Origin of the sequence: Bacillus sp. AY18-3, from assembly GCF_008042305.1 — a bacterium.
Lineage (GTDB): Bacteria > Bacillota > Bacilli > Bacillales > Bacillaceae_G > Bacillus_A > Bacillus_A wiedmannii.
The window spans coordinates 70,520-93,422 of record NZ_QKQR01000001.1; the positions used below are offsets into that span (position 1 = coordinate 70,520).

At 36.3% G+C, this 22,903-nt stretch carries 25 protein-coding genes and 1 riboswitch; of the genes, 9 read left to right on the plus strand and 16 right to left on the minus strand.

What is annotated here, in order from left to right:
* Nucleotides 1-434 precede the first annotated feature (434 nt).
* The 6 genes from gapN to DM800_RS00345 all read left to right on the plus strand — a co-directional run bounded on the left by gapN (nt 435) and on the right by DM800_RS00345 (nt 8,236).
* Nucleotides 435-1,874 (plus strand): NADP-dependent glyceraldehyde-3-phosphate dehydrogenase, encoded by a 1,440-nt coding sequence (gene gapN / locus DM800_RS00320; RefSeq protein WP_147786180.1) that lies wholly within the window; start codon nt 435-437, stop codon nt 1,872-1,874.
* Nucleotides 1,875-2,052: 178 nt separating this feature from the next.
* A riboswitch (Lysine riboswitch) is annotated at nt 2,053-2,234 on the plus strand.
* A 146-nt stretch (nt 2,235-2,380) separates the two neighbouring features.
* Nucleotides 2,381-3,805: an amino acid permease gene (locus tag DM800_RS00325; protein ID WP_147786181.1), complete on the plus strand. Its 1,425-nt coding sequence runs from the start codon at nt 2,381-2,383 to the stop codon at nt 3,803-3,805.
* A 60-nt stretch (nt 3,806-3,865) separates the two neighbouring features.
* Nucleotides 3,866-5,065: an ABC transporter permease gene (locus tag DM800_RS00330; RefSeq protein ID WP_147786182.1), complete on the plus strand. Its 1,200-nt coding sequence runs from the start codon at nt 3,866-3,868 to the stop codon at nt 5,063-5,065.
* Nucleotides 5,066-5,257: 192 nt separating this feature from the next.
* Nucleotides 5,258-7,255 carry a catalase gene (locus DM800_RS00335; protein WP_147786183.1) on the plus strand — a complete coding sequence of 666 codons (1,998 nt, stop codon included), beginning with the start codon at nt 5,258-5,260 and terminating at the stop codon, nt 7,253-7,255.
* Between the two features lie 23 nt (nt 7,256-7,278).
* On the plus strand, nt 7,279-7,794 hold the full coding sequence (locus tag DM800_RS00340) for a type 1 glutamine amidotransferase domain-containing protein (RefSeq protein WP_147786184.1): 516 nt from the start codon (nt 7,279-7,281) through the stop codon (nt 7,792-7,794).
* Between the two features lie 238 nt (nt 7,795-8,032).
* Nucleotides 8,033-8,236, plus strand: coding sequence for a hypothetical protein (locus DM800_RS00345; RefSeq protein ID WP_001063864.1), 204 nt, complete (start codon nt 8,033-8,035; stop codon nt 8,234-8,236).
* A 120-nt stretch (nt 8,237-8,356) separates the two neighbouring features.
* Here DM800_RS00345 and DM800_RS00350 read toward each other — a convergent pair whose 3' ends face one another.
* The gene (locus DM800_RS00350; protein WP_147786185.1) at nt 8,357-8,902 is read right to left on the minus strand and encodes an NAD(P)H-dependent oxidoreductase; all 546 of its coding nucleotides are present in this window, start codon (nt 8,900-8,902) and stop codon (nt 8,357-8,359) included.
* A gap of 19 nt (nt 8,903-8,921) precedes the next feature.
* Nucleotides 8,922-9,461: an ester cyclase gene (locus tag DM800_RS00355; protein ID WP_087985769.1), complete on the minus strand. Its 540-nt coding sequence runs from the start codon at nt 9,459-9,461 to the stop codon at nt 8,922-8,924.
* Nucleotides 9,462-9,631: 170 nt separating this feature from the next.
* On the opposite strand from DM800_RS00355, the gene DM800_RS00360 reads away from it, so the two are divergent.
* The gene (locus DM800_RS00360) at nt 9,632-9,970 is read left to right on the plus strand and encodes a winged helix-turn-helix transcriptional regulator (RefSeq protein WP_147786186.1); all 339 of its coding nucleotides are present in this window, start codon (nt 9,632-9,634) and stop codon (nt 9,968-9,970) included.
* 136 nt (nt 9,971-10,106) lie between these two features.
* On the opposite strand, the gene DM800_RS00365 is transcribed toward DM800_RS00360, so the two are convergent.
* The 5 genes from DM800_RS00365 to DM800_RS00385 form a co-directional block, all read right to left on the minus strand.
* Nucleotides 10,107-11,309 carry an MFS transporter gene (locus DM800_RS00365; RefSeq protein WP_147786187.1) on the minus strand — a complete coding sequence of 401 codons (1,203 nt, stop codon included), beginning with the start codon at nt 11,307-11,309 and terminating at the stop codon, nt 10,107-10,109.
* 211 nt (nt 11,310-11,520) lie between these two features.
* Nucleotides 11,521-12,099, minus strand: a complete 579-nt coding sequence (locus DM800_RS00370) for a TetR/AcrR family transcriptional regulator (RefSeq protein WP_002108767.1) — start codon at nt 12,097-12,099, stop codon at nt 11,521-11,523.
* Nucleotides 12,100-12,250: 151 nt separating this feature from the next.
* Nucleotides 12,251-12,565, minus strand: a complete 315-nt coding sequence (locus tag DM800_RS00375; RefSeq protein ID WP_000539670.1) for a DMT family transporter — start codon at nt 12,563-12,565, stop codon at nt 12,251-12,253.
* 2 nt (nt 12,566-12,567) lie between these two features.
* Nucleotides 12,568-12,912 (minus strand): DMT family transporter, encoded by a 345-nt coding sequence (locus DM800_RS00380; RefSeq protein ID WP_048545668.1) that lies wholly within the window; start codon nt 12,910-12,912, stop codon nt 12,568-12,570.
* A gap of 416 nt (nt 12,913-13,328) precedes the next feature.
* Nucleotides 13,329-13,688, minus strand: a complete 360-nt coding sequence (locus tag DM800_RS00385; protein ID WP_147786188.1) for a MerR family transcriptional regulator — start codon at nt 13,686-13,688, stop codon at nt 13,329-13,331.
* 137 nt (nt 13,689-13,825) lie between these two features.
* On the opposite strand from DM800_RS00385, the gene DM800_RS00390 reads away from it, so the two are divergent.
* Nucleotides 13,826-14,596, plus strand: a complete 771-nt coding sequence (locus DM800_RS00390) for an SDR family NAD(P)-dependent oxidoreductase (RefSeq protein WP_147786189.1) — start codon at nt 13,826-13,828, stop codon at nt 14,594-14,596.
* A 65-nt stretch (nt 14,597-14,661) separates the two neighbouring features.
* Here DM800_RS00390 and DM800_RS00395 read toward each other — a convergent pair whose 3' ends face one another.
* Both DM800_RS00395 and DM800_RS00400 read right to left on the minus strand, forming a co-directional pair.
* A complete protein-coding gene (locus DM800_RS00395) occupies nt 14,662-15,117 on the minus strand; it encodes an N-acetyltransferase (protein WP_048545675.1) in 456 nt (151 codons plus the stop codon).
* A 128-nt stretch (nt 15,118-15,245) separates the two neighbouring features.
* Complete coding sequence (locus tag DM800_RS00400; RefSeq protein ID WP_048545677.1) at nt 15,246-15,740, minus strand: Lrp/AsnC family transcriptional regulator; 495 nt, start codon at nt 15,738-15,740, stop codon at nt 15,246-15,248.
* A 204-nt stretch (nt 15,741-15,944) separates the two neighbouring features.
* On the opposite strand from DM800_RS00400, the gene DM800_RS00405 reads away from it, so the two are divergent.
* Nucleotides 15,945-16,856, plus strand: coding sequence for a DMT family transporter (locus DM800_RS00405; RefSeq protein ID WP_097857987.1), 912 nt, complete (start codon nt 15,945-15,947; stop codon nt 16,854-16,856).
* A 34-nt stretch (nt 16,857-16,890) separates the two neighbouring features.
* On the opposite strand, the gene DM800_RS00410 is transcribed toward DM800_RS00405, so the two are convergent.
* The 7 genes from DM800_RS00410 to DM800_RS00440 all read right to left on the minus strand — a co-directional run bounded on the left by DM800_RS00410 (nt 16,891) and on the right by DM800_RS00440 (nt 22,896).
* Nucleotides 16,891-17,376: a PRK06770 family protein gene (locus DM800_RS00410; RefSeq protein WP_106383101.1), complete on the minus strand. Its 486-nt coding sequence runs from the start codon at nt 17,374-17,376 to the stop codon at nt 16,891-16,893.
* Nucleotides 17,376-17,777, minus strand: coding sequence for a nuclear transport factor 2 family protein (locus DM800_RS00415; RefSeq protein WP_147786190.1), 402 nt, complete (start codon nt 17,775-17,777; stop codon nt 17,376-17,378). Before DM800_RS00415 ends, DM800_RS00410 begins: the two co-directional genes overlap by 1 nt.
* 153 nt (nt 17,778-17,930) lie before the next feature.
* Nucleotides 17,931-18,335 (minus strand): DoxX family protein, encoded by a 405-nt coding sequence (locus DM800_RS00420; protein ID WP_001077749.1) that lies wholly within the window; start codon nt 18,333-18,335, stop codon nt 17,931-17,933.
* Nucleotides 18,336-18,495: 160 nt separating this feature from the next.
* Nucleotides 18,496-19,560 carry a DUF871 domain-containing protein gene (locus DM800_RS00425; protein WP_147786191.1) on the minus strand — a complete coding sequence of 355 codons (1,065 nt, stop codon included), beginning with the start codon at nt 19,558-19,560 and terminating at the stop codon, nt 18,496-18,498.
* A gap of 48 nt (nt 19,561-19,608) precedes the next feature.
* The gene (locus DM800_RS00430) at nt 19,609-20,973 is read right to left on the minus strand and encodes a PTS transporter subunit EIIC (protein ID WP_147786192.1); all 1,365 of its coding nucleotides are present in this window, start codon (nt 20,971-20,973) and stop codon (nt 19,609-19,611) included.
* A 24-nt stretch (nt 20,974-20,997) separates the two neighbouring features.
* The gene (murQ, locus tag DM800_RS00435) at nt 20,998-21,882 is read right to left on the minus strand and encodes an N-acetylmuramic acid 6-phosphate etherase (RefSeq protein ID WP_147786193.1); all 885 of its coding nucleotides are present in this window, start codon (nt 21,880-21,882) and stop codon (nt 20,998-21,000) included.
* A gap of 150 nt (nt 21,883-22,032) precedes the next feature.
* Nucleotides 22,033-22,896 (minus strand): MurR/RpiR family transcriptional regulator, encoded by an 864-nt coding sequence (locus DM800_RS00440; RefSeq protein WP_000648163.1) that lies wholly within the window; start codon nt 22,894-22,896, stop codon nt 22,033-22,035.
* Nucleotides 22,897-22,903: the final 7 nt, after the last annotated feature.

Consider the following 22,903-nt stretch of genomic DNA (forward strand, 5'->3'; position numbering starts at 1 on the left):
TACCGCCGCTTGACGATATGCACAAAAATGCATAAAAGCGTACGTTACGATATACGCAACGTACGCTTTTTATAAGACAAAGATGCCTTATATATCCGCACGGGTTGCGTAATGATATGAATGTTTTCTGCCATTTAACAGAGCTAAGCCCATCACATTTACGATTACAATCATTACGCACACCCCCTTCATTTATTTTCCATTTATAATCTTACAACTTTATTGAGTATTCTGTCAATTGTTTTTTTACACAATGAATAAAAATATACGCTACATCATTTTGAAATAAGGGAATCTTCTGTAAGAAAGGGCATACAAAATAAAAAAAGAATAAGAAATCGTTTTCACAAACATTTCATTTGAAAAATGTTATCAAACACCCTACAATCACCTTATACTCACTCTTACAAGTTGCTATTTTAGGAGGACTAATCATGACAACTAGCAATACGTACAAATTTTATTTAGACGGAGAATGGAGAGAAAGCTCTTCAGGAGAAACAATCGAAATTCCATCTCCATACTTACACGAAGTAATTGGACAAGTACAAGCAATTACTCGCGGAGAAGTAGATGAAGCAATTACATCTGCAAAAGAAGCTCAAAAATCATGGGCGGAAGCTTCTCTACAAGATCGCGCAAAATATTTATATAAATGGGCTGATGAGCTCGTAAATATGCAAGATGAAATTGCCGATATCATTATGAAAGAAGTCGGTAAAGGATATAAAGATGCGAAGAAAGAAGTTGTTCGTACAGCTGATTTCATTCGTTACACAATTGAAGAAGCTCTTCATATGCACGGAGAAAGCATGATGGGCGATAGCTTCCCTGGCGGAACGAAATCTAAACTTGCGATCATCCAACGCGCACCACTTGGTGTTGTATTAGCAATCGCACCATTTAACTACCCAGTAAACTTATCTGCTGCAAAACTTGCACCAGCATTAATTATGGGTAACGCTGTTATTTTCAAACCAGCAACTCAAGGTGCAATTAGTGGTATTAAAATGGTTGAAGCACTACATAAAGCTGGCCTTCCAAAAGGTCTTGTAAACGTAGCTACAGGACGTGGTTCTGTAATTGGTGACTACTTAGTAGAACACGAAGGCATCAATATGGTATCGTTCACAGGTGGTACAAATACAGGTAAACATTTAGCGAAAAAAGCTGCAATGATTCCACTTGTATTAGAACTTGGTGGTAAAGACCCTGGTATCGTTCGTGAAGATGCTGACTTACAAGATGCTGCAAACCATATCGTAAGCGGTGCATTCTCTTACTCTGGTCAACGTTGTACAGCTATTAAACGTGTACTTGTACACGAAAACGTAGCAGATGAGCTTGTTAGCTTATTAAAAGCACAAGTAGCTGAACTATCAGTTGGATCTCCAGAACAAGATAACACAATCGTTCCATTAATCGACGACAAGTCTGCTGACTTCGTTCAAAGTTTAGTTGACGACGCTGTAGAAAAAGGTGCAACAATTGTTATCGGTAACAAACGTGAGCGTAACTTAATTTACCCAACATTAATCGACCACGTAACAGAAGAAATGAAAGTTGCTTGGGAAGAGCCATTCGGCCCAATCCTTCCAATCATCCGTGTTTCTTCAGATGAGCAAGCAATTGAAATTGCTAACAAATCAGAGTTCGGCTTACAAGCAAGTGTCTTCACAAAAGACATTAACAAAGCATTTGCAATTGCTAACAAAATCGAAACTGGTTCTGTTCAAATTAACGGACGCACAGAGCGCGGCCCTGACCACTTCCCATTCATCGGTGTAAAAGGTTCAGGTATGGGCGCACAAGGTATTCGTAAGAGCCTTGAGTCTATGACACGTGAAAAAGTAACTGTATTAAACTTAGTTTAATCTTATATGTAGAAGCTGATCTAGTTTTAGATCAGCTTCTTTTTATATCAAATAATTATTCATTCCTAATAACAAACTCTTCTCTATAATCTGATTATTAATATATCCATTGACGTATAAAAATTCATTTGTTACTCTTAAAGACGTTAATTTAATATTTAAATCCTCATTCGTATCTCGGTGAGGTAGAGGTTGCAGTCATTAAGAGTATCATTTCAGGAGATGTAGTGGCATTGATGAAGGAATGAGAAAGGAATGATTGCCGAAGTAAGTTGTGTCCACCATGCACGCTTGCTGGGTCTGCATTTAATAAGTGCAGAACTGTCACAAACGTTTCGTTTGTGGAGAGCTATCGAGAGGTATGTCGTGGGTTTCTTATAAGATGGAAAGCATGTAGCGGCAAATTACGTGCTTTTTTTGTTTTGTTTGGGACTTCTCTTCTCTACTAAGAAGACATACATATCTCCTCGCTTGACTTGGTTATACTAACTTTGGAGGTATTTTCTATGCAACAAAAAAAATGGGGCTTTTGGGTACTAACAGCTTTCGTTGTCGGTAACATGGTTGGCGCAGGTATTTTCATGGTGCCAAGTACGTTGGCACAAACAGCAAGCCCTCTCGGTGTCACTTTAGCTTGGTTAACAACAGGGTTTGGTGTTTTAATGCTAGCTCTTGTTTTCGGTAATTTAGCAATTCGTCGTCCTGATTTAACGACAGGACCACAAAGTCATGCATATGCTTTATTCTCATCACCAAAAAAGAAAAAAATGGCTGGTTTCAGTATGGTATGGGGATATTGGGTTGCAAACTGGGCAAGTAACGTTGCCATCATTACATCTTTCGCGGGATATTTATCACTCTTCTTCCCAATTATGAAAGATACACGACTACTATTTTCAATCGGCTCGTTCGATATAGAAGTTGGAAAACTCATTACATTTACTATTTGTTCCATCTTACTTTGGGGAACTCATATTATATTAACAAACGGTGTAAGCGGGGCTGGAAAGCTAAACTTCTTAGCAACAACAACGAAAGTAACTGGATTCCTTTTATTCATCGTCGTTACGTTATTTGCATTCGAAGCTTCTAAGTTTGGACAATGGTACACACCGATGATCGATAAATCAGGTGTATCACACGGCCTTCTTTCACAAGTAAATTTAGCTGCTCTTACAACACTTTGGGCATTTATCGGAATTGAATCAGCAGTACTTTTATCAAACCGTGCTACCTCTCCTAAAACAGTAAAACGCGCAACGGTTGCGGGATTACTTATTACAGTTGCGATTTACTTAGGAATTACAATTTTAACAATGGGTGTACTTCACGTTGATAAATTACAAGCTTCTGAACGTCCATTAGCAGACGCATTAAACGCTGCAATGGGGCATGGCGGCGGGAAACTGATGGCATTACTTGCTCTTACTTCCCTATTCGGTTCTATCTTGGGCTGGATTTTATTAAGCTCAGAAGTACCCTATCAAGCTGCAAAAGAAGGTTTCTTCCCTTCCTTCTTTACGAAAACAAATAAAAAAGGAAGTCCAATTTACTCATTACGATTAACAAACATTATGTCGCAAGTGTTCTTATTCTCAACACTATCCGGAACAATTGCGGAAGCTTATACATTCGTTATTACCGTATCAACACTAGCCTACCTCATTCCATATCTCGTTTCACCAATCTTCCAGTTAAAACTAGTCGCAACTGGTGAAACATATAAAAATGAAATGCGGGCAAGAATGACAGATGGCATAGTCGCAGTAATCGCACTTTGTTACGCACTATGGGTTATTAAAACCGGCGCATCCGACATAAAAACGTTCCTTCTCGGAATTGGTTTATTCGTAATCGGATTTGCTTTCTATCCATTAATGAATCGTGATGAGAAAAAAAATAAAGAAAAGAAAAACGGGCAAGTTGCATAACGCAATTTGCTCGTTTTTTCTTTTATAAAACATATATAATAGAACAAAGAGGTGAAAAACATGTCAATTGAATCACTATGGAGCAGTCGCTTCCAACAACATATTCAAAATATCATTACATACTTTGCACGTATGATTAACGGTTTACTATATAGCTTTATCTTCGTTGCCTGTATAGGTGCTTACTATTACGCAAAGTTTCTTAAGACAGCTCCTTCTAAAGAACTATCTTTATTACTTATTACAATCGTCCTAACAGCGATTATAACGAGATGTCCTATCCGTACATTTATTCAAAAACCTGATGCTGTCTATTTACTCGCATTAGAAGAGAAACTAACGTCTTATTTTAAAAAATCTCTTCTATATAATTACATCATTCAGCTTTTCCCATTATTATTTACGTTCCTTATTCTCGTTCCACTTGCCATGCAATCATTACAATTAACTGTGCCTTTTTTATGTACAATCTTTATCGTTTTAATGATTACGAAAGCTTGGAATATATATACACATTGGATGTGGCGTGATAGTCATGAAAAAAACATATGGTTCATTATTCGTATTGCTTGTAACACCCTAATCGTTTACATGCTGTTTTACTCGGCACATGTTCTCATATTAGGCGGATTGCTCTTACTACTTGCTTTCCTGCTTCTATATACGAAAAAACAGCCTACAAAACGAATACCGTGGGATTACATAATCCAGCAAGAAGAAAAAATGAACGTTCGTTTTTATCAATTTGCTAGCATTTTCACCGATGTTCCGCAACTGAATAAGCAAGTAAATAAAAGAAAATGGCTTACAAATTGGATTGAACCTTTATTACATAAAAAACGAGCAACTTTCTTCTATTTACATACACTCGCATTTTTACGTGGGAATGATTATTTCGGTATATATATTCGCTTAGGGTTGATCGGTGCCTTCGCCTTATATTTTATACCAAACCTATACGTAAAAGGCGCTATCGCATATATCGTCCTATATATGATTTCTATGCAGCTTCGTTCCCTGTGGAAATATTTTTCGGGAAATATTATTGTAGCATTATATCCAATTGATGCTGAAAAACGAATGAATCAATTTCTTCACTTAATCTTTATATTGCTAAGCATTCAACTCATTGTATTTTCAATTGTTATACTCATTGCTACAAGTCAATTTTTACATAGCCTTATCATTATGATTGTCGGGTTACTCTGGATTAAATTTATTATTGTACCAAAAACGAAGCAACGAATTTCTGCGTTTTAACGAAAGGAATTATCTTAAAAGCCAAGGAGAAAATAAATTATCTCCTTGGCTTTTTTATTTTTCTTCCCCAAACAAGAATTACTGAAACAACCGATATTTTATGATTTTTACATACAAAAACGATAATACATGTTTACGCCCTAACAAAAAGGGTATGTATTAAATTAACAGGGCAAAGGAGGTGCCTATATTGTGAATAAGAAAATGGAGCAATTGGAACATCACATTACAGATAATCAATGCAAACATGCTTTAACAACAAACCAAGGAGTAAAAATAGCCGAGGATGAATTTTCTTTAAAGATGGGCTTAAGAGGCCCAACCTTAATGGAGGATTTCCACTTTCGCGAGAAAATGACCCACTTTGATCATGAACGAATTCCTGAAAGGATTGTTCATGCGCGCGGAGTTGGCGCACATGGTTATTTTCAGCTTTATGAATCTTTAGAGGCATATACAAAAGCAGATTTTCTTACTAACCCTTCAAAAAAAACACCTGTATTTGTACGGTTCTCGACCGTTCAAGGCTCTAAAGGATCCAATGACACAGTAAGAGATGTGCGCGGATTTGCCACAAAATTTTATACAGATGAAGGTAACTATGATTTAGTAGGTAATAATATGCCAGTATTCTTTATCCAAGATGCTATTAAATTTCCTGATTTTGTACATGCAGTTAAACCAGAGCCACATAATGATATTCCTCAGGGAGCTAGTGCTCATGATACATTTTGGGATTTTGTTGCGCATAATCCCGAGTCTACTCATATGGTTATGTGGCAGATGAGTGATCGCGCAATTCCGCGTAGTTTACGAATGATGGAAGGTTTTGGAGTTCATACATTTCGACTTATTAATAAAGAAGGAAAAGCCCACTTCGTAAAGTTTCACTGGAAACCTACCCTAGGGGTTCATTCATTAGTATGGGATGAGGCTCAAAGGATTGCTGGGAAAAATCCTGATTTCCATCGCCAAGATTTATACGAAGCAATTGAAAAAGGCGATTATCCGGAATGGGAGCTTGGATTACAGTTAATTCCGGAAGAAGATGAGCATGCATTTGATTTTGATATTTTAGATCCAACGAAACTATGGCCTGAAGAAGAAGTTCCTGTAAAACTAGTTGGTAAAATGACACTGAACAAAAATGTTGATAACTTCTTTGCCGAAACGGAACAGGTAGCTTTTCACCCTGGCCATGTCGTACCAGGTATTGATTTTTCAAATGATCCTCTTCTGCAAGGAAGATTGTTCTCCTATACAGATACACAATTATCTCGTTTAGGAGGTCCTAATTTCCACCAAATTCCTATTAACCAGCCTGTATGTCCTTTTCATAATAATCAACGTGATGGTATGCATCAAATGCAGATTCATCGCGGTCAAACAAGCTATCATCCTAATGGCTTAAATAACAATCAACCAGCAACCGTCCAAGCCGAACAGGGCGGATATGAACATTATCAAGAAAAGGTTGATGGACATAAAATTAGGGGGCGCAGTAAAAGCTTCCTTAACTTTTATTCTCAGGCTAAACTTTTCTACAATAGTATGAATGCTATTGAAAAGCAGCACATAAAAGACGCATTTTGCTTTGAAGTTGGGAAGTGCAAATCAGACATGGTGAAGACAAATGTAATTGCTCTTTTAAACCACGTCGATCGTCAATTAGCAAAGGAAGTCGCTAACATGATTGGAGCTCCCTTGCCTAAGGAAAATCAAGAAATAAATTCGGATGCAAAATCACCTGCACTCAGCATGTCCAATACTATTTTTAAAGCTGATTCCAAAAATGTGGCAATTCTATTAAATGGCGATCCAAGCATTTCCCTTCTGTTCGAATGGATTCAAGCTTTTGCACAGTACCGAATTAACTATGGCATCATAGATAATAAAATTCATCATTTCAATGATTCTATTAAAGTAACGGATACTTATACAACAGCAGACTCCTCACTTTTTGATGCAGTCTTAGTGTTTAGTAGTGAATCTGTCATTAAACCCCCTGTTTTAGAATTTGCAGAAACTACTTTTAAACACTTTAAACCGATAGCCTATGTCCTTAGCGACCCTCATGCTTTAGACCATAGTAAGGTTAAACTGGATGGAGCAGGAGTTTACAACTTAACAGATACTTCAATTGAATCATTTATAGAAAGCATTGCCCAAGGACGATTCTGGAACCGATAATATAATGTAAGGAGCGGATTAGAATGAGTAAAAAAATTGCTACTTTAATAACAGATTATTTCGAGGACACAGAATACACAGAGCCCGCAGAAGCTTTTAAACAAAAGGGATATGAATTAACAACTATTGAAGCAGAAAAAGGTAAAACGGTACACGGTAAACAAGGAAAAAGTGAAGTTGTAATTGATAAAGGTATCGATGATGTTTCTCCAGAGAACTTTGATGCCCTCTTCATACCAGGCGGATTTTCCCCAGATATACTTCGTGCAGATGAACGTTTCGTTCGCTTTAGCAAAGCATTTATGGATGCGAAAAAACCTGTTTTTGCTATTTGTCACGGACCCCAATTACTCATCACTGCACAAACACTTGAAGGACGCGATGTGACTGGATATAAATCCATTGCGGTCGATTTGAAAAATACCGGCGGAAATTTTCATGACAAAGAGGTTGTCGTATGCCAAAATCAGCTAGTAACAAGTAGACAACCGGAGGATATCCCCGCGTTTATTGAAGAATCATTGCGTATATTAGGATAGTTATTAGAGGTTAACCAAAATAGCTGTTTAGCTACTTTGGTTAACCTTTTTATTTGTATGAAAATTAAAAAGGAATATCATTTTTAATGACCTGTGGATTCCTCCTTTCTTCGTCCCCAAATTTCTAATCACTTTTTATAGGCATTTCTCATATAGTGAAAATGACTATACGATTCCTATCCATAAGTTAAATAATAATTTTACACATATATAAATAAAAAAAGATGGGAGCCTAGCTATGAACAATAATCCACCTTCAACGCCCCCAAATCCAACGGAAACGAATAATAATGAAGTAAGCTTACAAACGTTACGCGTCATTGGGCTTATTGTACTGATTAGTGGCTACATATTAGTAGCTCTTTCTGAAGTAGGAACGTTAAAAAATCTTTTGCTACAGCCTAGTACTACTCCAAATTTAGCTGAAGTTGATCCGTTTTAAAAAGAAAAAACATACCCTTCTTCTTTAAAAAATGTAACAATTGATTCATTCGGCTGGGCAAATTTTGCGAAATTATGGATACAGCCACCCCCGCATTAAATATGGGGATGGCTGTAATTATTAAATGATTTCTTCTAAATGATTCTTCAAGTTCTCTAAATACTTATCAATTGTAGGATGCTTCACCACATCATAACAAGCAAAGCTCTTTAACGGACTCATGCCAAGAAACTTTTGCACGCGGTGTAAATGGCTAAGCGTTGACTCTAAACTTTCCCCTTCAAAGAACTTCGTCTTATCTCCAAATGCCTTTTCAGGTGCATTCCAAGTTGTAGAAAACATATACTGCTTCTCTTTTAATAAACCACCTGTTCCATATTCATCAGCACCTTTAAAGAACAAACCATATTCATATACTTCATCCATATACGTTTTAAATAAGCCCGGTACACTAAACCAGTAAATCGGTGTTTGATAAATCACAACATCGGCCCATAAAAACTTCTCTTGTTCTTCTTTAATACTATAACCATCTTGAATCGTTGTTGTTTTCACATGATGCTTCTCGCTTAATACAGTTATCATATAATCAACTAACGTTCTATTTAATCGTCCTTCTTTCGTACCGTATTTTTCATGTCCATTTATAATAAATATATTTTTCATCACTTTTCTCTCTCCTATTTTATTCCTCGGCTATTAACCCAAGTTGCTGTTTCAGCGTAAGATTATCTTCTAAATGCCAGTCTTCCGTTATCTTTCCGTCTTTCACATGTAAAATATCAATTGCAAAAAAATTGATTTTCTTATCCTTATGCGTTCCTGTAAAAGAAAGACGAGCTGTTACTTTATCACCGACGACTAATAAATCTTCAATCTCGCAATGTATATTAGGAACGACTTTACGAAAATTTTGTGCCGCAAACTTTAATCCTTCAGTGCCTTGTGGTCGCCCTTTCGGCAATGTATTATCGGAAAAATTTTCAGAAACAGTTTGCAGAATAAGTTCCTCCTTACCTGTATCCCAAAATGCATAAAAACGCTGCGCTGCATGAACCATTTCGGTCGCTTCCTTTTTACTTAGTGAGGGATCAATTGTCATTGCTTTTGGCTTCGGCATTTCTTTTAATAACTGGATTTCCGTTTTTTGTTCCCCGCTACATGCTACAAGTACAATACAAACAACAAACAAACTAAGGAATCCAAACAACTTTTTTATCCCCATGAAAATCACCTCCTCCTTCATACAAACCCTTTGTATTTCGTATTGCTATTGTATATGCACTAACTTTCTTTATGGAAGTAGTGATATTTTTTTCATATAGTTACCAAAAGTATAGTTTTGTGATACTATAAAGCAAATTCATCCAAAAAAATTTTATGGAGGCTAGTTCCATGAACAATATAGATCCAGTTGAATTAACGAAAGGTTTACCTGGCATACCTTGTCCTATCGCTAAAACACTTGACGTAATTCGTACAAAATGGACGTTTTTAATCATTCGCGACCTTCTTATCGAAGGAACATTACGCTTTAGTGATTTACAAAAATCAATGGACGGGATTAGTCCGAAAACATTATCACTTCGCCTAAAAGAATTAGAATCTCAAAGTATTATAACGAGAAAAGTATATCCAGAAGTTCCGCCTCGTGTAGAGTACACATTAACGGATAAAGGAAAGCAATTAGAGGGGATTTTCATTGAATTAAAACGGTTTGGATTAAGCTTATAAAGTGAAACTTTAATCAGTGGGGGTTTTCTTCATCCCCCACCTAAATTCTTTGCTTTCAGTGAATTTTGAGGTGGGGGTCTTACTGCCCATTAAAGCGGGATAAAACAAAAACCCCTTACCGTCGTAAGGGGTTTTATTACTTCGCAAAACTTTCAGCTAGCTGTTTCTCTCTCCACATAAATGTAATGCCGAGACCAACTATTAAAACAACTCCTGAAAATGCATATGGATAATGAATATTCATATCAAATAATATTCCACCCATCGCTGGTCCTGCGATATTTCCTAAACTCGTATAAGTCGAGTTCATACCAGCAACGAATCCTTGCTCTTTTCCAGCTGCTTTTGATAAAAACGTCGTTAAAGCTGGACGAAGCAAATCAAATGCTAAGAAAATGAAGCAAGTAACGAGAAGTACAATCCAATAATTAAAGACTACAGTTGAAATAAACGCTAATACTGCACCTACAATTAAACATATTTGAATTAACACTTTTTCACCGAACATATCAACCAATTTACCAAACATAAATACTTGCACAACTACCCCAAAGATGGAGCTAATCGTAATAATTGCCGCAATATCTTTCGGTGTGAATCCAAACTTATGATCAGAAAATAGACTAAACACAGTTTCATACGCTGATAATCCGAATGCGAGTACAAATACGATAATAAATGCAATTGCATACATTGGATGTAATGATTTCTTTAAATCACCAATAAAACTTGATTCTTTCGTGTTAGCAGAAATCTCTGCAAGTTCTTCTTTCGTTAACGGTTCTTTTAAAATAAAGATCGAAATTACACATGCTATAAAGGCAATTGCTGCTGCAACGAAAAACGGCACACGTATACCATACTCTGCAATAAATCCGCCAATTCCAGGTCCTATAATAAAACCAGTACTAATCGCTGCTGATAAATATCCCATCGCTTTTGGACGTTCCTGCATAGATGTAATATCCGCAACATATGCCGTAACACCAGGCATAATAAACGCAGCACTAATTCCGCCTAACACCCGTGCTGCATAAAGCATCCACACATCTTTTCCTAATCCAAAAAGAAGTTCTGAAACACCAAAAATAAATAATCCAATGATGATCATTTTCTTCCTACCGTAAAGATCGACCCACCGGCCTGTAATAGGTGACGTAATGAGCTGAGCCATTGCGAATACTGCAACGAGATATCCCATCGTCTTCCCTGTTAAACTCATGTCATTCATAAAGGACGGCATAACCGGAATGATTAATCCAATCCCTAAAAAAGCGATAAATATATTACTCAAAAGAATGACCAATACCATCTTTTGTTCTTTTATCGGTTTCTTCACTTTTTAACACCTCTTCCCGTAAGTTCCTCAAAAAAATAATGCCCAAGAAGCTTTTTCTTTATCCTGCTATTTGTGGGCTGATCATGAGTAGAGATGCCCCCACTCATTAGAATTTCACTCTATCCTCCCACACATACATACGCATTAGGTGAATGACTATCATTCAGTTTTCCTCAAAAATGAACCTACCTTTTCAGACAGGTTCATCTTACTACCTCTTTATATGTAGTGCATGTGTTAAAAAATCTAGTACTTCTGCCTTTTGTAGCTCGACTTGCTCTTCATCTTTATGATCATATAAATAAACTTGTTCCGCTGCAGATTCAACAAGAGCGATAAATAACTTAGCCGTTCTTTCCGCGTGAACCGAATCACGAATTTCACCAGCTTCTTTCGCCGCACTTAAAAACTCGCTTAGCCACATATAAAGAGGCTCATACACAGCTTCCCATTCTTTTATATGCTCTGTAGATGCAAGACCCGCATACATTAAAGCTTGTATTTCACGATATTCCGCTATAAAGTGAAACACCGCATCTATTACTTGCGTCACTTTACTTGAGAAAGGCGCATCATTTTGCACTTTTTCTTTCACTGCAAGTATCATCTTTTCAACCATTACTTCTGCTATTGCAGGCATAACAGATAACTTAGAAGGAAAATATAAATAGAAAGTTCCTTGTGCAATGCCAGCCAATTTCACGATATCAGAAATCTTCGTTTTTTCAACGCCCTTTTCCTGAAACACTTCAATAGCTGCATAGACAATTTTTTCTTTTTTATTCATCATCTAAACCCTTTCACACACATATTGAATGACTGTCACTCATTTTATAAGATAATCGATTGTACTGTCAATGATAGTGAACTCTAAGAGGAAATCATTTTTTAATAATAAAAATCTCCTAATAAACCATTAGGAGATAAAATACAATATATCTTTAAGAAAGAGCCTTTAATCCTGTCACTCCGCATACAATAAGAGCCACACTAATGATACGTGCTTTACTTTTCGACTCACCAAACAGGAACATGTTTAATAAAACGGCACCTGCTGTTCCAATACCAATCCAAACCGCATAAGCGACACTTACTTGTAAAAATAAGAAAGATGTATACAAGAATGCGAAGGATGTAGCAAATCCACCTATATAAATTGCACCATTTGCTAACGTTTTATCTTTACTATACATTTTAAGACCAATCACACCGACTATTTCACTAATTGCAGCACAAAATACGAAAAACCAACCCATCTTTAAGCAGCTCCTTCCACAGTTTCTTCTTTATTATCAGCCAGCTTTAAACCGATAACACCGGCTACAACCATCATGATAAAGAATAGTTTCCCTACGCTAAAACTCCCGCCGAAAAGGAATACATCCATTAAGAAAGTACCTACCGTACCAGCTCCGGCAAAGATGGCATATACAGTTCCTGTCGCAAGATGTTCACACGCTTTAGAAAGAAAGTGAAAATCAACAGCGATAACGCCTAAAATAATAATCCAATGCCACCAAGTATCGGCCGTATTAAAACCAAACACCCAAAAAATTTCAAAGATACATGTTAATATGACATATAACCAAGCTCTATTTTTCATACCTCTCACCTCTTATGACTGACTATCAGTCATTTTTGTTTTAAAAAAATATGATCTTTCATCAATACTATATATAAACAACTATCATCCTCATTTACCATTTATATTTGTTCCGTTTTCAAACTAACTACATCCTTCCAAAGAAGAAATGACTGAATGTCATTCATATATATTGTACATGAATATTTTAAAAACTGTCAATACCGAAAGATTATTTGAAATTTCTTTCATCCGATTTGTATATTTCCTAATAACCTGTCAATACTGCTAGTAACATAATATTTTCTCCACTCCCCCTTGGAGAGATCCCTTGAATAGAGCAGTTAGCTTTTGCTAGCTGCTCTTTTTTATTTGCCGGCACACTATGAGATCAAATCCATTTTTATCATAAATAATTAAGAGTCGGATTATGTTTTCTATTTACTTTCCAAAGAGGCCTTATATGCAATAATTTTATTCTCAAGCATCTTTTCTGTAATTACTAAGTTTTCTCTTTGAATCTGAATAGATTTCCTATGATCTTCTAGGAGCTGTAAACGAGCTTCGGTTGTATGCTCTCCTTCTAAATATAACCTAGCGTATTCTCTTATTTTCGCTATTGGCATTTGCGTTTGTTTTAATTTCATGACAAACTGCAACCACTTTATATGTGACTCTTCATACATTCGATTCCCATTTGTATCGCGATTTGCAATTAATATACTTTCTTTTTCATAATAACGTAGTGTATGTGTACTCAATCCTATTAATTTAGCCGCCTCGCTAATTGTGTACATACTCTAACTCCCTCCACGTGCTTACCCGCATATATTTTATAGCCTTATCAACTTCATAAAAAACATTTGACTTAGAGTATACTCTAACAAATAAAATCTAACCATAATATATTTATTTGAACTTAGGGGGATTTTATATGAAATACACTGTTATTACTGGTGCGAGTGCTGGAATTGGCTATGAATCGGCTTTAGCCTTTGCAGCTCGCGGAAAGAACTTAATACTTGTAGCTCGAAGACAAGAAGAATTAGACGGATTAAAATTAAAAATTAACGAAATGAATCCAGAATTGGAGGTTGTTATTCGAAGAACGGATTTATCTATCACGGAAAATGTTTATAAGCTGTATGAAAGCCTACAAGCCTTTCAAATTGAAACGTGGATTAACAACGCCGGTTTTGGTAATTTCGCCTCCATTGCTGAACAAAATTTAAATAAAATAGAAACGATGTTACATGTAAATATAGAAGCACTAACAATACTCTCCTCTCTTTTCGTTCGAGATTATTCAATGGTTGATGGCACACAACTTATTAACGTTTCATCAGGCGGTGGATACACAATCGTTGCTGATGCTGTTACGTATTGCGCTACGAAATTCTATGTAAGTGCATTTACAGAAGGTTTATCTCACGAATTGAAACAACAAGGTGCAAAACTGCAAGCAAAGGTTTTAGCACCTGGTGCAACTGAAACAGAGTTTGCAAAACGTTCATTTGATATTGATGAATTCCAATACGATAATGTTGTACCGAAATTCCACACCGCAAAACAAATGGCACAATTTATGCTTGATCTTTACGAAAGCGATAAAGTTGTAGGGCTTGTCGATGGTTCTACTTATAACTATGAGCTTAAAAATCCCATTTTTAATTTTGCGGTAAGAAAAACGAATTCAAGTTCTTAAATTCCCCTAAAATATAGATGCCCACTATTACGTAAATAATAGTGGGCCTTTTTTCTCTGAAAATTTCACCCAACATATCGAATCATCGCCACCTCATCACAATAATCCACCTTTGGACAATGTCTACAATCGATCCATACTTTCTCTGGTAACGCATCTCTATTCACAAAATCAAACCCGCACTTTTGAAAAAATTCCGTTTCATATGTTAAAGAAATGACTCTATTCACTTTTATTTTCGCTGCCTCATTTATTACATGGTTCACTAACATACGCCCGATTCCTTTCCCTGCATATGTATGCGAGACGACTAACGACCGGACTTCTGCAAGGTCCTCCCCTAACACATGTAAACCAGCAACCCCAACAATCTCATCGCTTTCTTTCACAACATATAAACATTGTAAATATTGATAGAGAGATAAAAGAGAACGTGGTAAAACTACTCCTTCTTTTGCATAAGCTTCAATGAGACTATAAATTTCTTTCACATCACTCGTAACCGCATTAAAGATTTTCATATTATATCCCCTTGTCCCCGATATTAATATTTATAACCTAAATTGAATTTTAATACATAATTTTATATAATAATACATCTCTCTTTTCTCCCCGTCAATCACTTTATACAAACAAAAAACCAAGCAATCTAATCGATGCTCGGTTCCTCATTTCGGATCGGTAATACTGTCGAATATTTAATTTCACGAAGTGCTAAACTCGTCTGTATCCTTGTAATACCAAGTTTATTCAGCTTTCGAATAAACTGCTCCAGCTCTTTACGATCACGATTTGCAACTTTTAATAAATAATCATATTCTCCTGTTAAACAGTGACATTCTAACACTTCTGGCATCGACTCTAATTCTTTTTCCAACACGTCAAGTTTATCCGATTGATGAATATTCGTACTCATAAAAATGAAGCATAACAAATCAAAACCAAGCTTTTCTTGATTTAAAATGGCTACTTGCTTATCAATGAACCCTTCTCCATCTAATCTTTTTATTCTTGCATGCATCGCAGCTGGTGATAAATTAACGCGGCGTGCTAGCTCTGCATTACTTACTTGTGACTCCTTCTGCAATATATCTAAAATTTGTACATCTAAATCATCTAACACTTTAATAACAGACGACTCCATTACAATGCCCCCTTTTTCTTACCGATGATTATTCGAAAAAACACCTTACAACTTATATAAAAATGAATATCATTCCGTAAATATCATTAGAAACAAAACATTTTATCAACTTTTACCCATTATACAAAAGAATATATTACACAACGAAGAAAAATGCTAAAATTATTTACAATTCACATTGATTATAACAAAGGGGATTTTAATATGCCTTATTTTTATGTCTTTTTACTATTACTAACGAGCTTATTATGGGGAGGAAATTTCGTCGTTGGAAAATCGCTCGTTGATCATGCATCACCGATGACACTAACAAGTTTAAGATGGATGATTGCGATCGTTTGTTTATTACCAATCGTATGGTTTAAAGAAAAGAAAATCATTCCACCTCGTGCCGCAATACTTCCGTTAATACTAATGGGAATCTCAGGGGTCGCTCTTTTTAACATCTTTCAATTTCTAGCACTAGAAAAAACATCCGCAACGAATGTAGGGCTTATTTCTACATTAAATGCGATTTCAATTGCACTATTTTCAGTATTATTTCTAAAAGAAAAAGTAAATACACTTCAAATTCTATCCATGATTCTTTCATTCTTTGGGGTTATTCTTGTCCTATTAAAAGGTAACTTTGCACTTTTATTTTCACTACATTTTAATAGCGGCGATTTATGGATGATTGCGGCTGTTTGTATTTGGGGAATCTATTCTGTTTGTAGTAAATGGGCAACAAAAACAACGACACCACTCATGGCAACATTATACTCTGGTATTTTCGGCGTTATTCTATTACTGCCATTTAACATAGGGAGCTTCACCGTTTCCAATATTAATACTTCTTTCATAACATCACTTTTATATACTGGGCTTATTTCCACAGTTCTTTGTATGGTGTTTTGGAATATTGGCGTGCAAAAATTAGGAGCGACTACATCCGGTATTTTTCTAAACTTCAATCCGATTTTCACAGCTATTTTAGCATTCCTTTTCCTCGGTGAAGAACTAACGTGGATACAAATTTTAGGGACAATGATCGTTGTGACAGGATGTTATTTATTTTCTCATTTCAAAACGGTTACTGTTCAACCAACTAGAGCTTTAATGCGAAAACATTCTTAATGAAAAAAACATCGTCATCCGGGTGGCGATGTTTTTATTTACTCTTCATTTCTTTTATATACCGCTTTTCCTCTTCTGGCGATAAACGTTCCGTCGCTTTGCCGGTATCTCCACCTTGAAGGCCCCACAAAAAGTTATGCTCCTCAACTGTTTGTGAAAAATCTCCTTTTTCCCATCTATTTATAATAGAAAGTAACCTCGTTTTATATTGAAAACCTATACTATTTTCAATATCTTTCTTTACGCTATAAATTTCTTTTGTTGTCATTTCTACAAATCCCCATTTCTCAGAGGATTTTACCTTTTGGTGTACCATTTTGTGCATAGTAGAAATAATTTCACCTTCACTAACTCGTGGGGCTTCTTCTGCAACTTTCTTCTCCTTTTCGTTTGCCACTCGCTCAATTTGAATATTTTTATTCTCTTTTTCCACATATGCAAGCAATTTCTTTCCGCCAACTATAGACGAGATGATTACTATAATTGTAATACATATTCCTACAATCCATTTAAAAAGCATTAGCTCTTCATCGCTTCCTTAACAATATGACTATCTACATACTGCTTAAACTTCACGATTTTTCCGTTCTCCAGTTGCCATACGTGAACAAACTCTGCTTCAAATGATTTTCCCGTTTCTTTATAAACTCCTGAATAAACACCTTCAGCAATAATTACATCTTTTCCTTTTACTTCATGGTACATATTTACACTCGCTTTATAATCATCCCATTCTGATCCTAATCGGCTAAATACATTTTCCATTATTGCTTCTACACCTATATAAGTTCCCCCGTACGGGAATCCTTCTGCCTCTGTCCATTCTACTTTTTCAGAGAGGGCTTCTACTAAATGTTTTGCATTTGAAGAAGCTGATCCTTCATACGTGCTTCGAATAATTTCTAAATTTGATTTAGGCATATTACTTCCTCCCGTTTTATTTATTTTTTACACGAGTTGTAACCATTATCATTACAACTCGTGTAAAAATATTTAAATTATTTTATTCTTAATCAACTAGTTGTAATCATTATAGTTACAATTATAATTCAAGTCAACAATTTATAAATAAATTTACTTCGCTTTCATTACTTTCTCTTTTACGAAACGATCTACATATCCTTCTGCTTTTACAACGAATAAATACGCACCCATTGCTAATAATGCAAGATCTAATTCATACCCTGGATTCTTTCCATCTCCTAATAAACCTGCTGCTCCATTTACCTTTACGATAGCCCCAGCTAAAATAAGAGCGAATAATAGTCCTACATATCTTACGCCTAAACCGATAATTAATAATATACCACCAACTAATTCAACTGTTGCTACGCCGTATGCAAGACCACCTGGTAAGCCGATGCTTGTAAACCATCCTGCTACGTTATCGATACCTGATTGAAACTTCGCTAAACCGTGCGCAAAGAATGTCACTCCTAACACGATACGAATAATTAAATTCCCAATATATTGGTTCATTTTGAACTCTCCTTTTTGTTTTGTTATGGTGAACTTTTATTTACAAGTCAAAACAATACGGTATTTCATTTCATTCGTCAAATACTTTTTTTAAGAAAACAAAAAACATTATCCCTTTTACGGATAATGTTTTCCTACAGAATAGTGCTAATTCAAGCTTTTACTCTATTGCACAAAAAAGTTGAAACATTTTTCCAGCGCCAACATACGGCAATAAAGACAAGTCCTCTTCTACAACCATGCCAACAACATTCACTTTCTCATCTTTAGGCAAATCATGTGTGGCAACTTGCATCTCTCCTGCATATCTACCGTACAATTCATTATCAATTGTAATGCTGCCTTTCTTTCTTGCAATTGTATGCATCGGCTTTAAAATCACTTTATTTTCTTCTCTTGATTCAACTGAACGAATGACATCACGAGCTGGATCTAGTCTATTTGTATGCACTCGCTCCACCACTTTTAACACTTCACTTTTCTCTATCAATGGCTCGTATCGCAGCGGAATAATTCCTCTACTCGCACTCGCTATCTCTTGTACACTTTCTATACTTCCGCTTATATCCCCGATTAACACCTTATCGACACCACAATCTTGTACAAGTTCTAAGTACGCTTCAAGTGGGCGCATATTGCGGTGCTTTTCTAACGTTGGTAAACCTTCACATAGCGGACCACGTTTTTCACCATCTCCCGGAATAAATACCATCGTTTTTATTCCGCACTCATGTAAGTATTCGTTTTGTTTTTGTAAAAAGGACTTTGCTAGTCCTGTTTCTGGACGCGGATAAAAATTATGCCAAGCTTCTACATTCTCTACTTTTATATTTTCTATGATTAACTCTTTCCAAAATGAATCTGTAATCGTACTCGCATTTAAAGCTACTTTCATTTTATGAGATACGCGTACGATTTCTTTCGGCGTGATGCCATAGTCCATTCTTAAGCCTGTAATGCCCCAGTCTAATAGCTCCTCCACATTTTCATACGTCATCCCTAAATGATGTAACGATTTTGGAGAAACATCGACCATTAATTCCATTTCATATTTGAGCGCTTGTTTCCCAAGTATTTGAATTAGCTCTTTGTACGTACCAGGATCATCTTCAGGAATGTGAAGTGATGTAAAAATAGATGAAAACCCGTTTTCCTTCGCTACTTTTAGCCACTCTTCTTGCTTCTTTACTCGTTCTTTGGAAAGATAAATTGAAACTCCTATCATATGAATCTCCCTTTCTATGAATAGAAAAAGAGAAAGGAATCCCTTTCTCTATATGTTTTCTGCCATTTCTTCTTTAAAGCCAAAGAAGTACGTAAAAATGAATCCGAAAGTATATGCCACTACTAATCCAAGGAAATATAATAAATATTTATTATCAGCAATTAACGGAATTAATGATAACCCTGATACACCGATTCCGAGTGCGGCTGTTTTCATAACTGCTTGGAATGCACCGCCAACTGCTGCACCTAAACAAGCTGTAAGAAACGGTTTCCCAAGTGGTAATGTAACCCCGTATAATAACGGTTCGCCAATTCCTAAAAATCCAACTGGTAATGCACCTTTAATTACGTTACGAAGTCGTTTGTTTTTCGTTTTCACATAGATGGCAATCGCTGCTCCTACTTGCCCAGCTCCAGCCATCGCGAGTACTGGTAATAAAGGTGTTACGTGCGTTTGATTAATAAATTCCATATGAATTGGTGTTAAACCGTGATGCAATCCGACCATAACGAGAGGTAAAAATGTTCCAGCAAGTACTGCTCCCGCAAATGCGCCGCCAATACTTAAAATACCATTAATTCCGCTTGTAATTCCTTCAGATAAGAAACCTGCTACCGGCTGAATGGCTAACATCGTTACAATACTTACGACTAACACAGTAATGAGCGGTGTCACGATAATATCAACTGCATTTGGCACTGCTTTTCGAACTTGTCTTTCTACTACAACCATAAGCCATGCTGCAAAAATAACTGCAAACAATCCGCCCCGTCCGGGTACGAGCGCTTCACCAAATAATTTTACATTCGCCATCGCCGGGTTAAAAATTAAAATACCCGCAATCGCCCCAAGAACTGGTGTCCCGCCAAATTCTTTCGCTGTATTCCAGCCGACTAAAATTCCTAAGAATGTAAAGATACCGCCACCAATGAGTAGTAGCATTTGTAGCCACGTTGCATTCGGATCAGCACCTGCGTTTTTCGCAAAGTTAGCGACCCCGTTTATAATTCCTGAGGCAACAAGACCTGGAATTAACGGAATGAAAATACTTCCTATTTTTCTTAAAAAGTTTTTCACTGGTGTATTATTTTTCTTCTTAATCTCTGACTTCATTTCTTGCCCAAGGTCTTCAAGGTGATGATCTGCCACCTCACCGATTCGCAGTCCCGTTAAACCTTCCATTTCAACTGCTACTTTATTTACTGTCCCTGGGCCAACAACAACTTGAAGCGTCTCATCTTCAATAACGCCCATAACCCCTTCAACCTTTTTCAAAAAGTCCATATTCACTTTACTTTCATCATGAAGCGTTAATCGTAGCCTCGTCATACAATGAGCAATGCCACGAATATTTTTTACTCCCCCAAGTTGCTCTGATATTTCTTTGGCCATTCTCTCTTCTTTCTTCATAATAGAATCCCCCTCCCTATTATTTTATAGTGCCTTCTTCACGAACCCTTTCGCTTCTTTTAATTTCTTCAGTGCTTCCCCATGCTCACACTGTAGTAACACCATAACAATCGCAGCTTTCACATTACGTTCTGCTTTTTCATAACACTCTGCTGCTATTTCATAGCTCACACCTGTTGCTTCCACAATAATGCGTTTTGATCGTTCTACTAACTTTTCATTTGTAGATTGAACATCTACCATTAAGTTTTTATATACTTTCCCCACACCAATCATAGAAGCTGTTGAAATCATATTAAGTACTAATTTTTGCGCTGTACCAGCTTTCAAACGCGTTGAGCCTGTTAAAATTTCTGCGCCTGTTTCTACTTCCACATTTAGTTTTGCATATTTACTTATTTCAGCATTTTTATTACAAGAAATACTCGCCGTGCTCGCTCCCACGCTAGCCGCGTACTTCAAACCGCCAATTACATAAGGAGTTCGACCACTTGCCGCAATTCCAATCACTGTATCTTTCTCATTTAATCCAATACTTTTTAAATCTTCTTCTGCTAACTCTTCGCGGTCTTCTGCACCTTCCACCGCCTTAGTAAACGCTTTCAATCCACCTGCTATAAATCCTTGTACCATTTTATCATCTGTGCCAAATGTCGGCGGACATTCCACCGCATCCAAAATACCTAAACGGCCACTCGTACCAGCCCCAATGTAAATTAATCGTCCCTCATCTTCAAAGGATTTAATGACAATCTGTACAACCTTTTCAATTTCTTCTATTTCATTTTCAACTGCTAACGCAACAGTTCGATCTTCTTCATTCATACTTTGTAACACTTCTTTTATACTCATCTCATCTAAATTCATCGTCTTCTCATTACGATGTTCTGTCGATAAATTTTCTAACATATTATCACCTGCTTTGAAATTTAATTTCATGCTTTTATTATAACTTTAAGAAATTTAAAATCAATACCACTTTATTATTTTATGAAATTTTATTTCTTTTCATGACGAATTTATGTCAGTATACAAAAAAAGATGGGTTCCCCCACCTTCTCATTTTAACTTCCGTAACCGTAGAGCTTCTTCCCTTGTCTCCATAAATTGATCCAGCACTTTATTACCAATACGATTAAAAGTAATCACATATAAAGCATCAATCATATTCAGCTGTGTCATTCTCGAAGCAATACTCGCAATACGATGATCTTGCTCTACATCTGGCATACAAAGACGAATATCCGCTTCTTTATATAAAGGTGATGATTGGTCAAGCTTTGTAATCGCAATAACTGTTGCACCTTGTCTCTTCGCATATTGCGCCATTTCAAGTACATCTTTCGTACGACCAGATGTTGAAATGGCAACAAATATATCGCCCTCTTTTAAATTCGTCACAAGCGGCAACATCATATGAAAATCTGATAGCATCATCGCTGTAAATCCGAGCCTTGTAAATTTATAAGCCCCGTCCATCGCAGGAGTAGCTGATCCGCCTACTCCATAAAATATAATTTTATCTGCATTTACAATACGATCTGCAGCTTTCTCAAGTTCCTTTTTATCTATCGCAGTAACGCTCGCCTCAATTGCAGCTTTATTCACATACGTAACTTTATTAAACAAATCATACGGTCCATCTTCCGTATTCATAACTGAAAAATCATTAATATTATAATCAGCAATCGTCAATTCACGAACGAGCGCGATTTTAAATGCTTTAAAGCTTCCGATTCCAATTGACTTACAAAAGCGAACAACACTTGCTTCACTCGCGCCTGCATTCGTTGACACTTCTTTCGTCGTTAAGTTCGGAACAATCTCTGCATTCTCCATTATGTACATGGCAACCTTCTTTTCAGCTGGTGAAAATTGATCCATATTACTTTCAATTTTAAATAGTAATGTTGAAGCTTTCACTATTTAA

Coding starts and splice junctions, on each gene's coding strand:
- gapN (WP_147786180.1), top strand. CDS start 435: ATGACAACTAGCAATACGTACAAATTTTATTTAGACGGAGAATGGAGA.
- DM800_RS00325 (WP_147786181.1), top strand. CDS start 2,381: ATGCAACAAAAAAAATGGGGCTTTTGGGTACTAACAGCTTTCGTTGTC.
- DM800_RS00330 (WP_147786182.1), top strand. CDS start 3,866: ATGTCAATTGAATCACTATGGAGCAGTCGCTTCCAACAACATATTCAA.
- DM800_RS00340 (WP_147786184.1), top strand. CDS start 7,279: ATGAGTAAAAAAATTGCTACTTTAATAACAGATTATTTCGAGGACACA.
- DM800_RS00345 (WP_001063864.1), top strand. CDS start 8,033: ATGAACAATAATCCACCTTCAACGCCCCCAAATCCAACGGAAACGAAT.
- DM800_RS00350 (WP_147786185.1), bottom strand. CDS start 8,902: ATGAAAAATATATTTATTATAAATGGACATGAAAAATACGGTACGAAA.
- DM800_RS00355 (WP_087985769.1), bottom strand. CDS start 9,461: ATGGGGATAAAAAAGTTGTTTGGATTCCTTAGTTTGTTTGTTGTTTGT.
- DM800_RS00360 (WP_147786186.1), top strand. CDS start 9,632: ATGAACAATATAGATCCAGTTGAATTAACGAAAGGTTTACCTGGCATA.
- DM800_RS00370 (WP_002108767.1), bottom strand. CDS start 12,099: ATGATGAATAAAAAAGAAAAAATTGTCTATGCAGCTATTGAAGTGTTT.
- DM800_RS00375 (WP_000539670.1), bottom strand. CDS start 12,565: ATGGGTTGGTTTTTCGTATTTTGTGCTGCAATTAGTGAAATAGTCGGT.
- DM800_RS00380 (WP_048545668.1), bottom strand. CDS start 12,912: ATGAAAAATAGAGCTTGGTTATATGTCATATTAACATGTATCTTTGAA.
- DM800_RS00385 (WP_147786188.1), bottom strand. CDS start 13,688: ATGTACACAATTAGCGAGGCGGCTAAATTAATAGGATTGAGTACACAT.
- DM800_RS00390 (WP_147786189.1), top strand. CDS start 13,826: ATGAAATACACTGTTATTACTGGTGCGAGTGCTGGAATTGGCTATGAA.
- DM800_RS00395 (WP_048545675.1), bottom strand. CDS start 15,117: ATGAAAATCTTTAATGCGGTTACGAGTGATGTGAAAGAAATTTATAGT.
- DM800_RS00400 (WP_048545677.1), bottom strand. CDS start 15,740: ATGGAGTCGTCTGTTATTAAAGTGTTAGATGATTTAGATGTACAAATT.
- DM800_RS00405 (WP_097857987.1), top strand. CDS start 15,945: ATGCCTTATTTTTATGTCTTTTTACTATTACTAACGAGCTTATTATGG.
- DM800_RS00410 (WP_106383101.1), bottom strand. CDS start 17,376: ATGCTTTTTAAATGGATTGTAGGAATATGTATTACAATTATAGTAATC.
- DM800_RS00415 (WP_147786190.1), bottom strand. CDS start 17,777: ATGCCTAAATCAAATTTAGAAATTATTCGAAGCACGTATGAAGGATCA.
- DM800_RS00420 (WP_001077749.1), bottom strand. CDS start 18,335: ATGAACCAATATATTGGGAATTTAATTATTCGTATCGTGTTAGGAGTG.
- DM800_RS00425 (WP_147786191.1), bottom strand. CDS start 19,560: ATGATAGGAGTTTCAATTTATCTTTCCAAAGAACGAGTAAAGAAGCAA.
- DM800_RS00430 (WP_147786192.1), bottom strand. CDS start 20,973: ATGAAGAAAGAAGAGAGAATGGCCAAAGAAATATCAGAGCAACTTGGG.
- murQ (WP_147786193.1), bottom strand. CDS start 21,882: ATGTTAGAAAATTTATCGACAGAACATCGTAATGAGAAGACGATGAAT.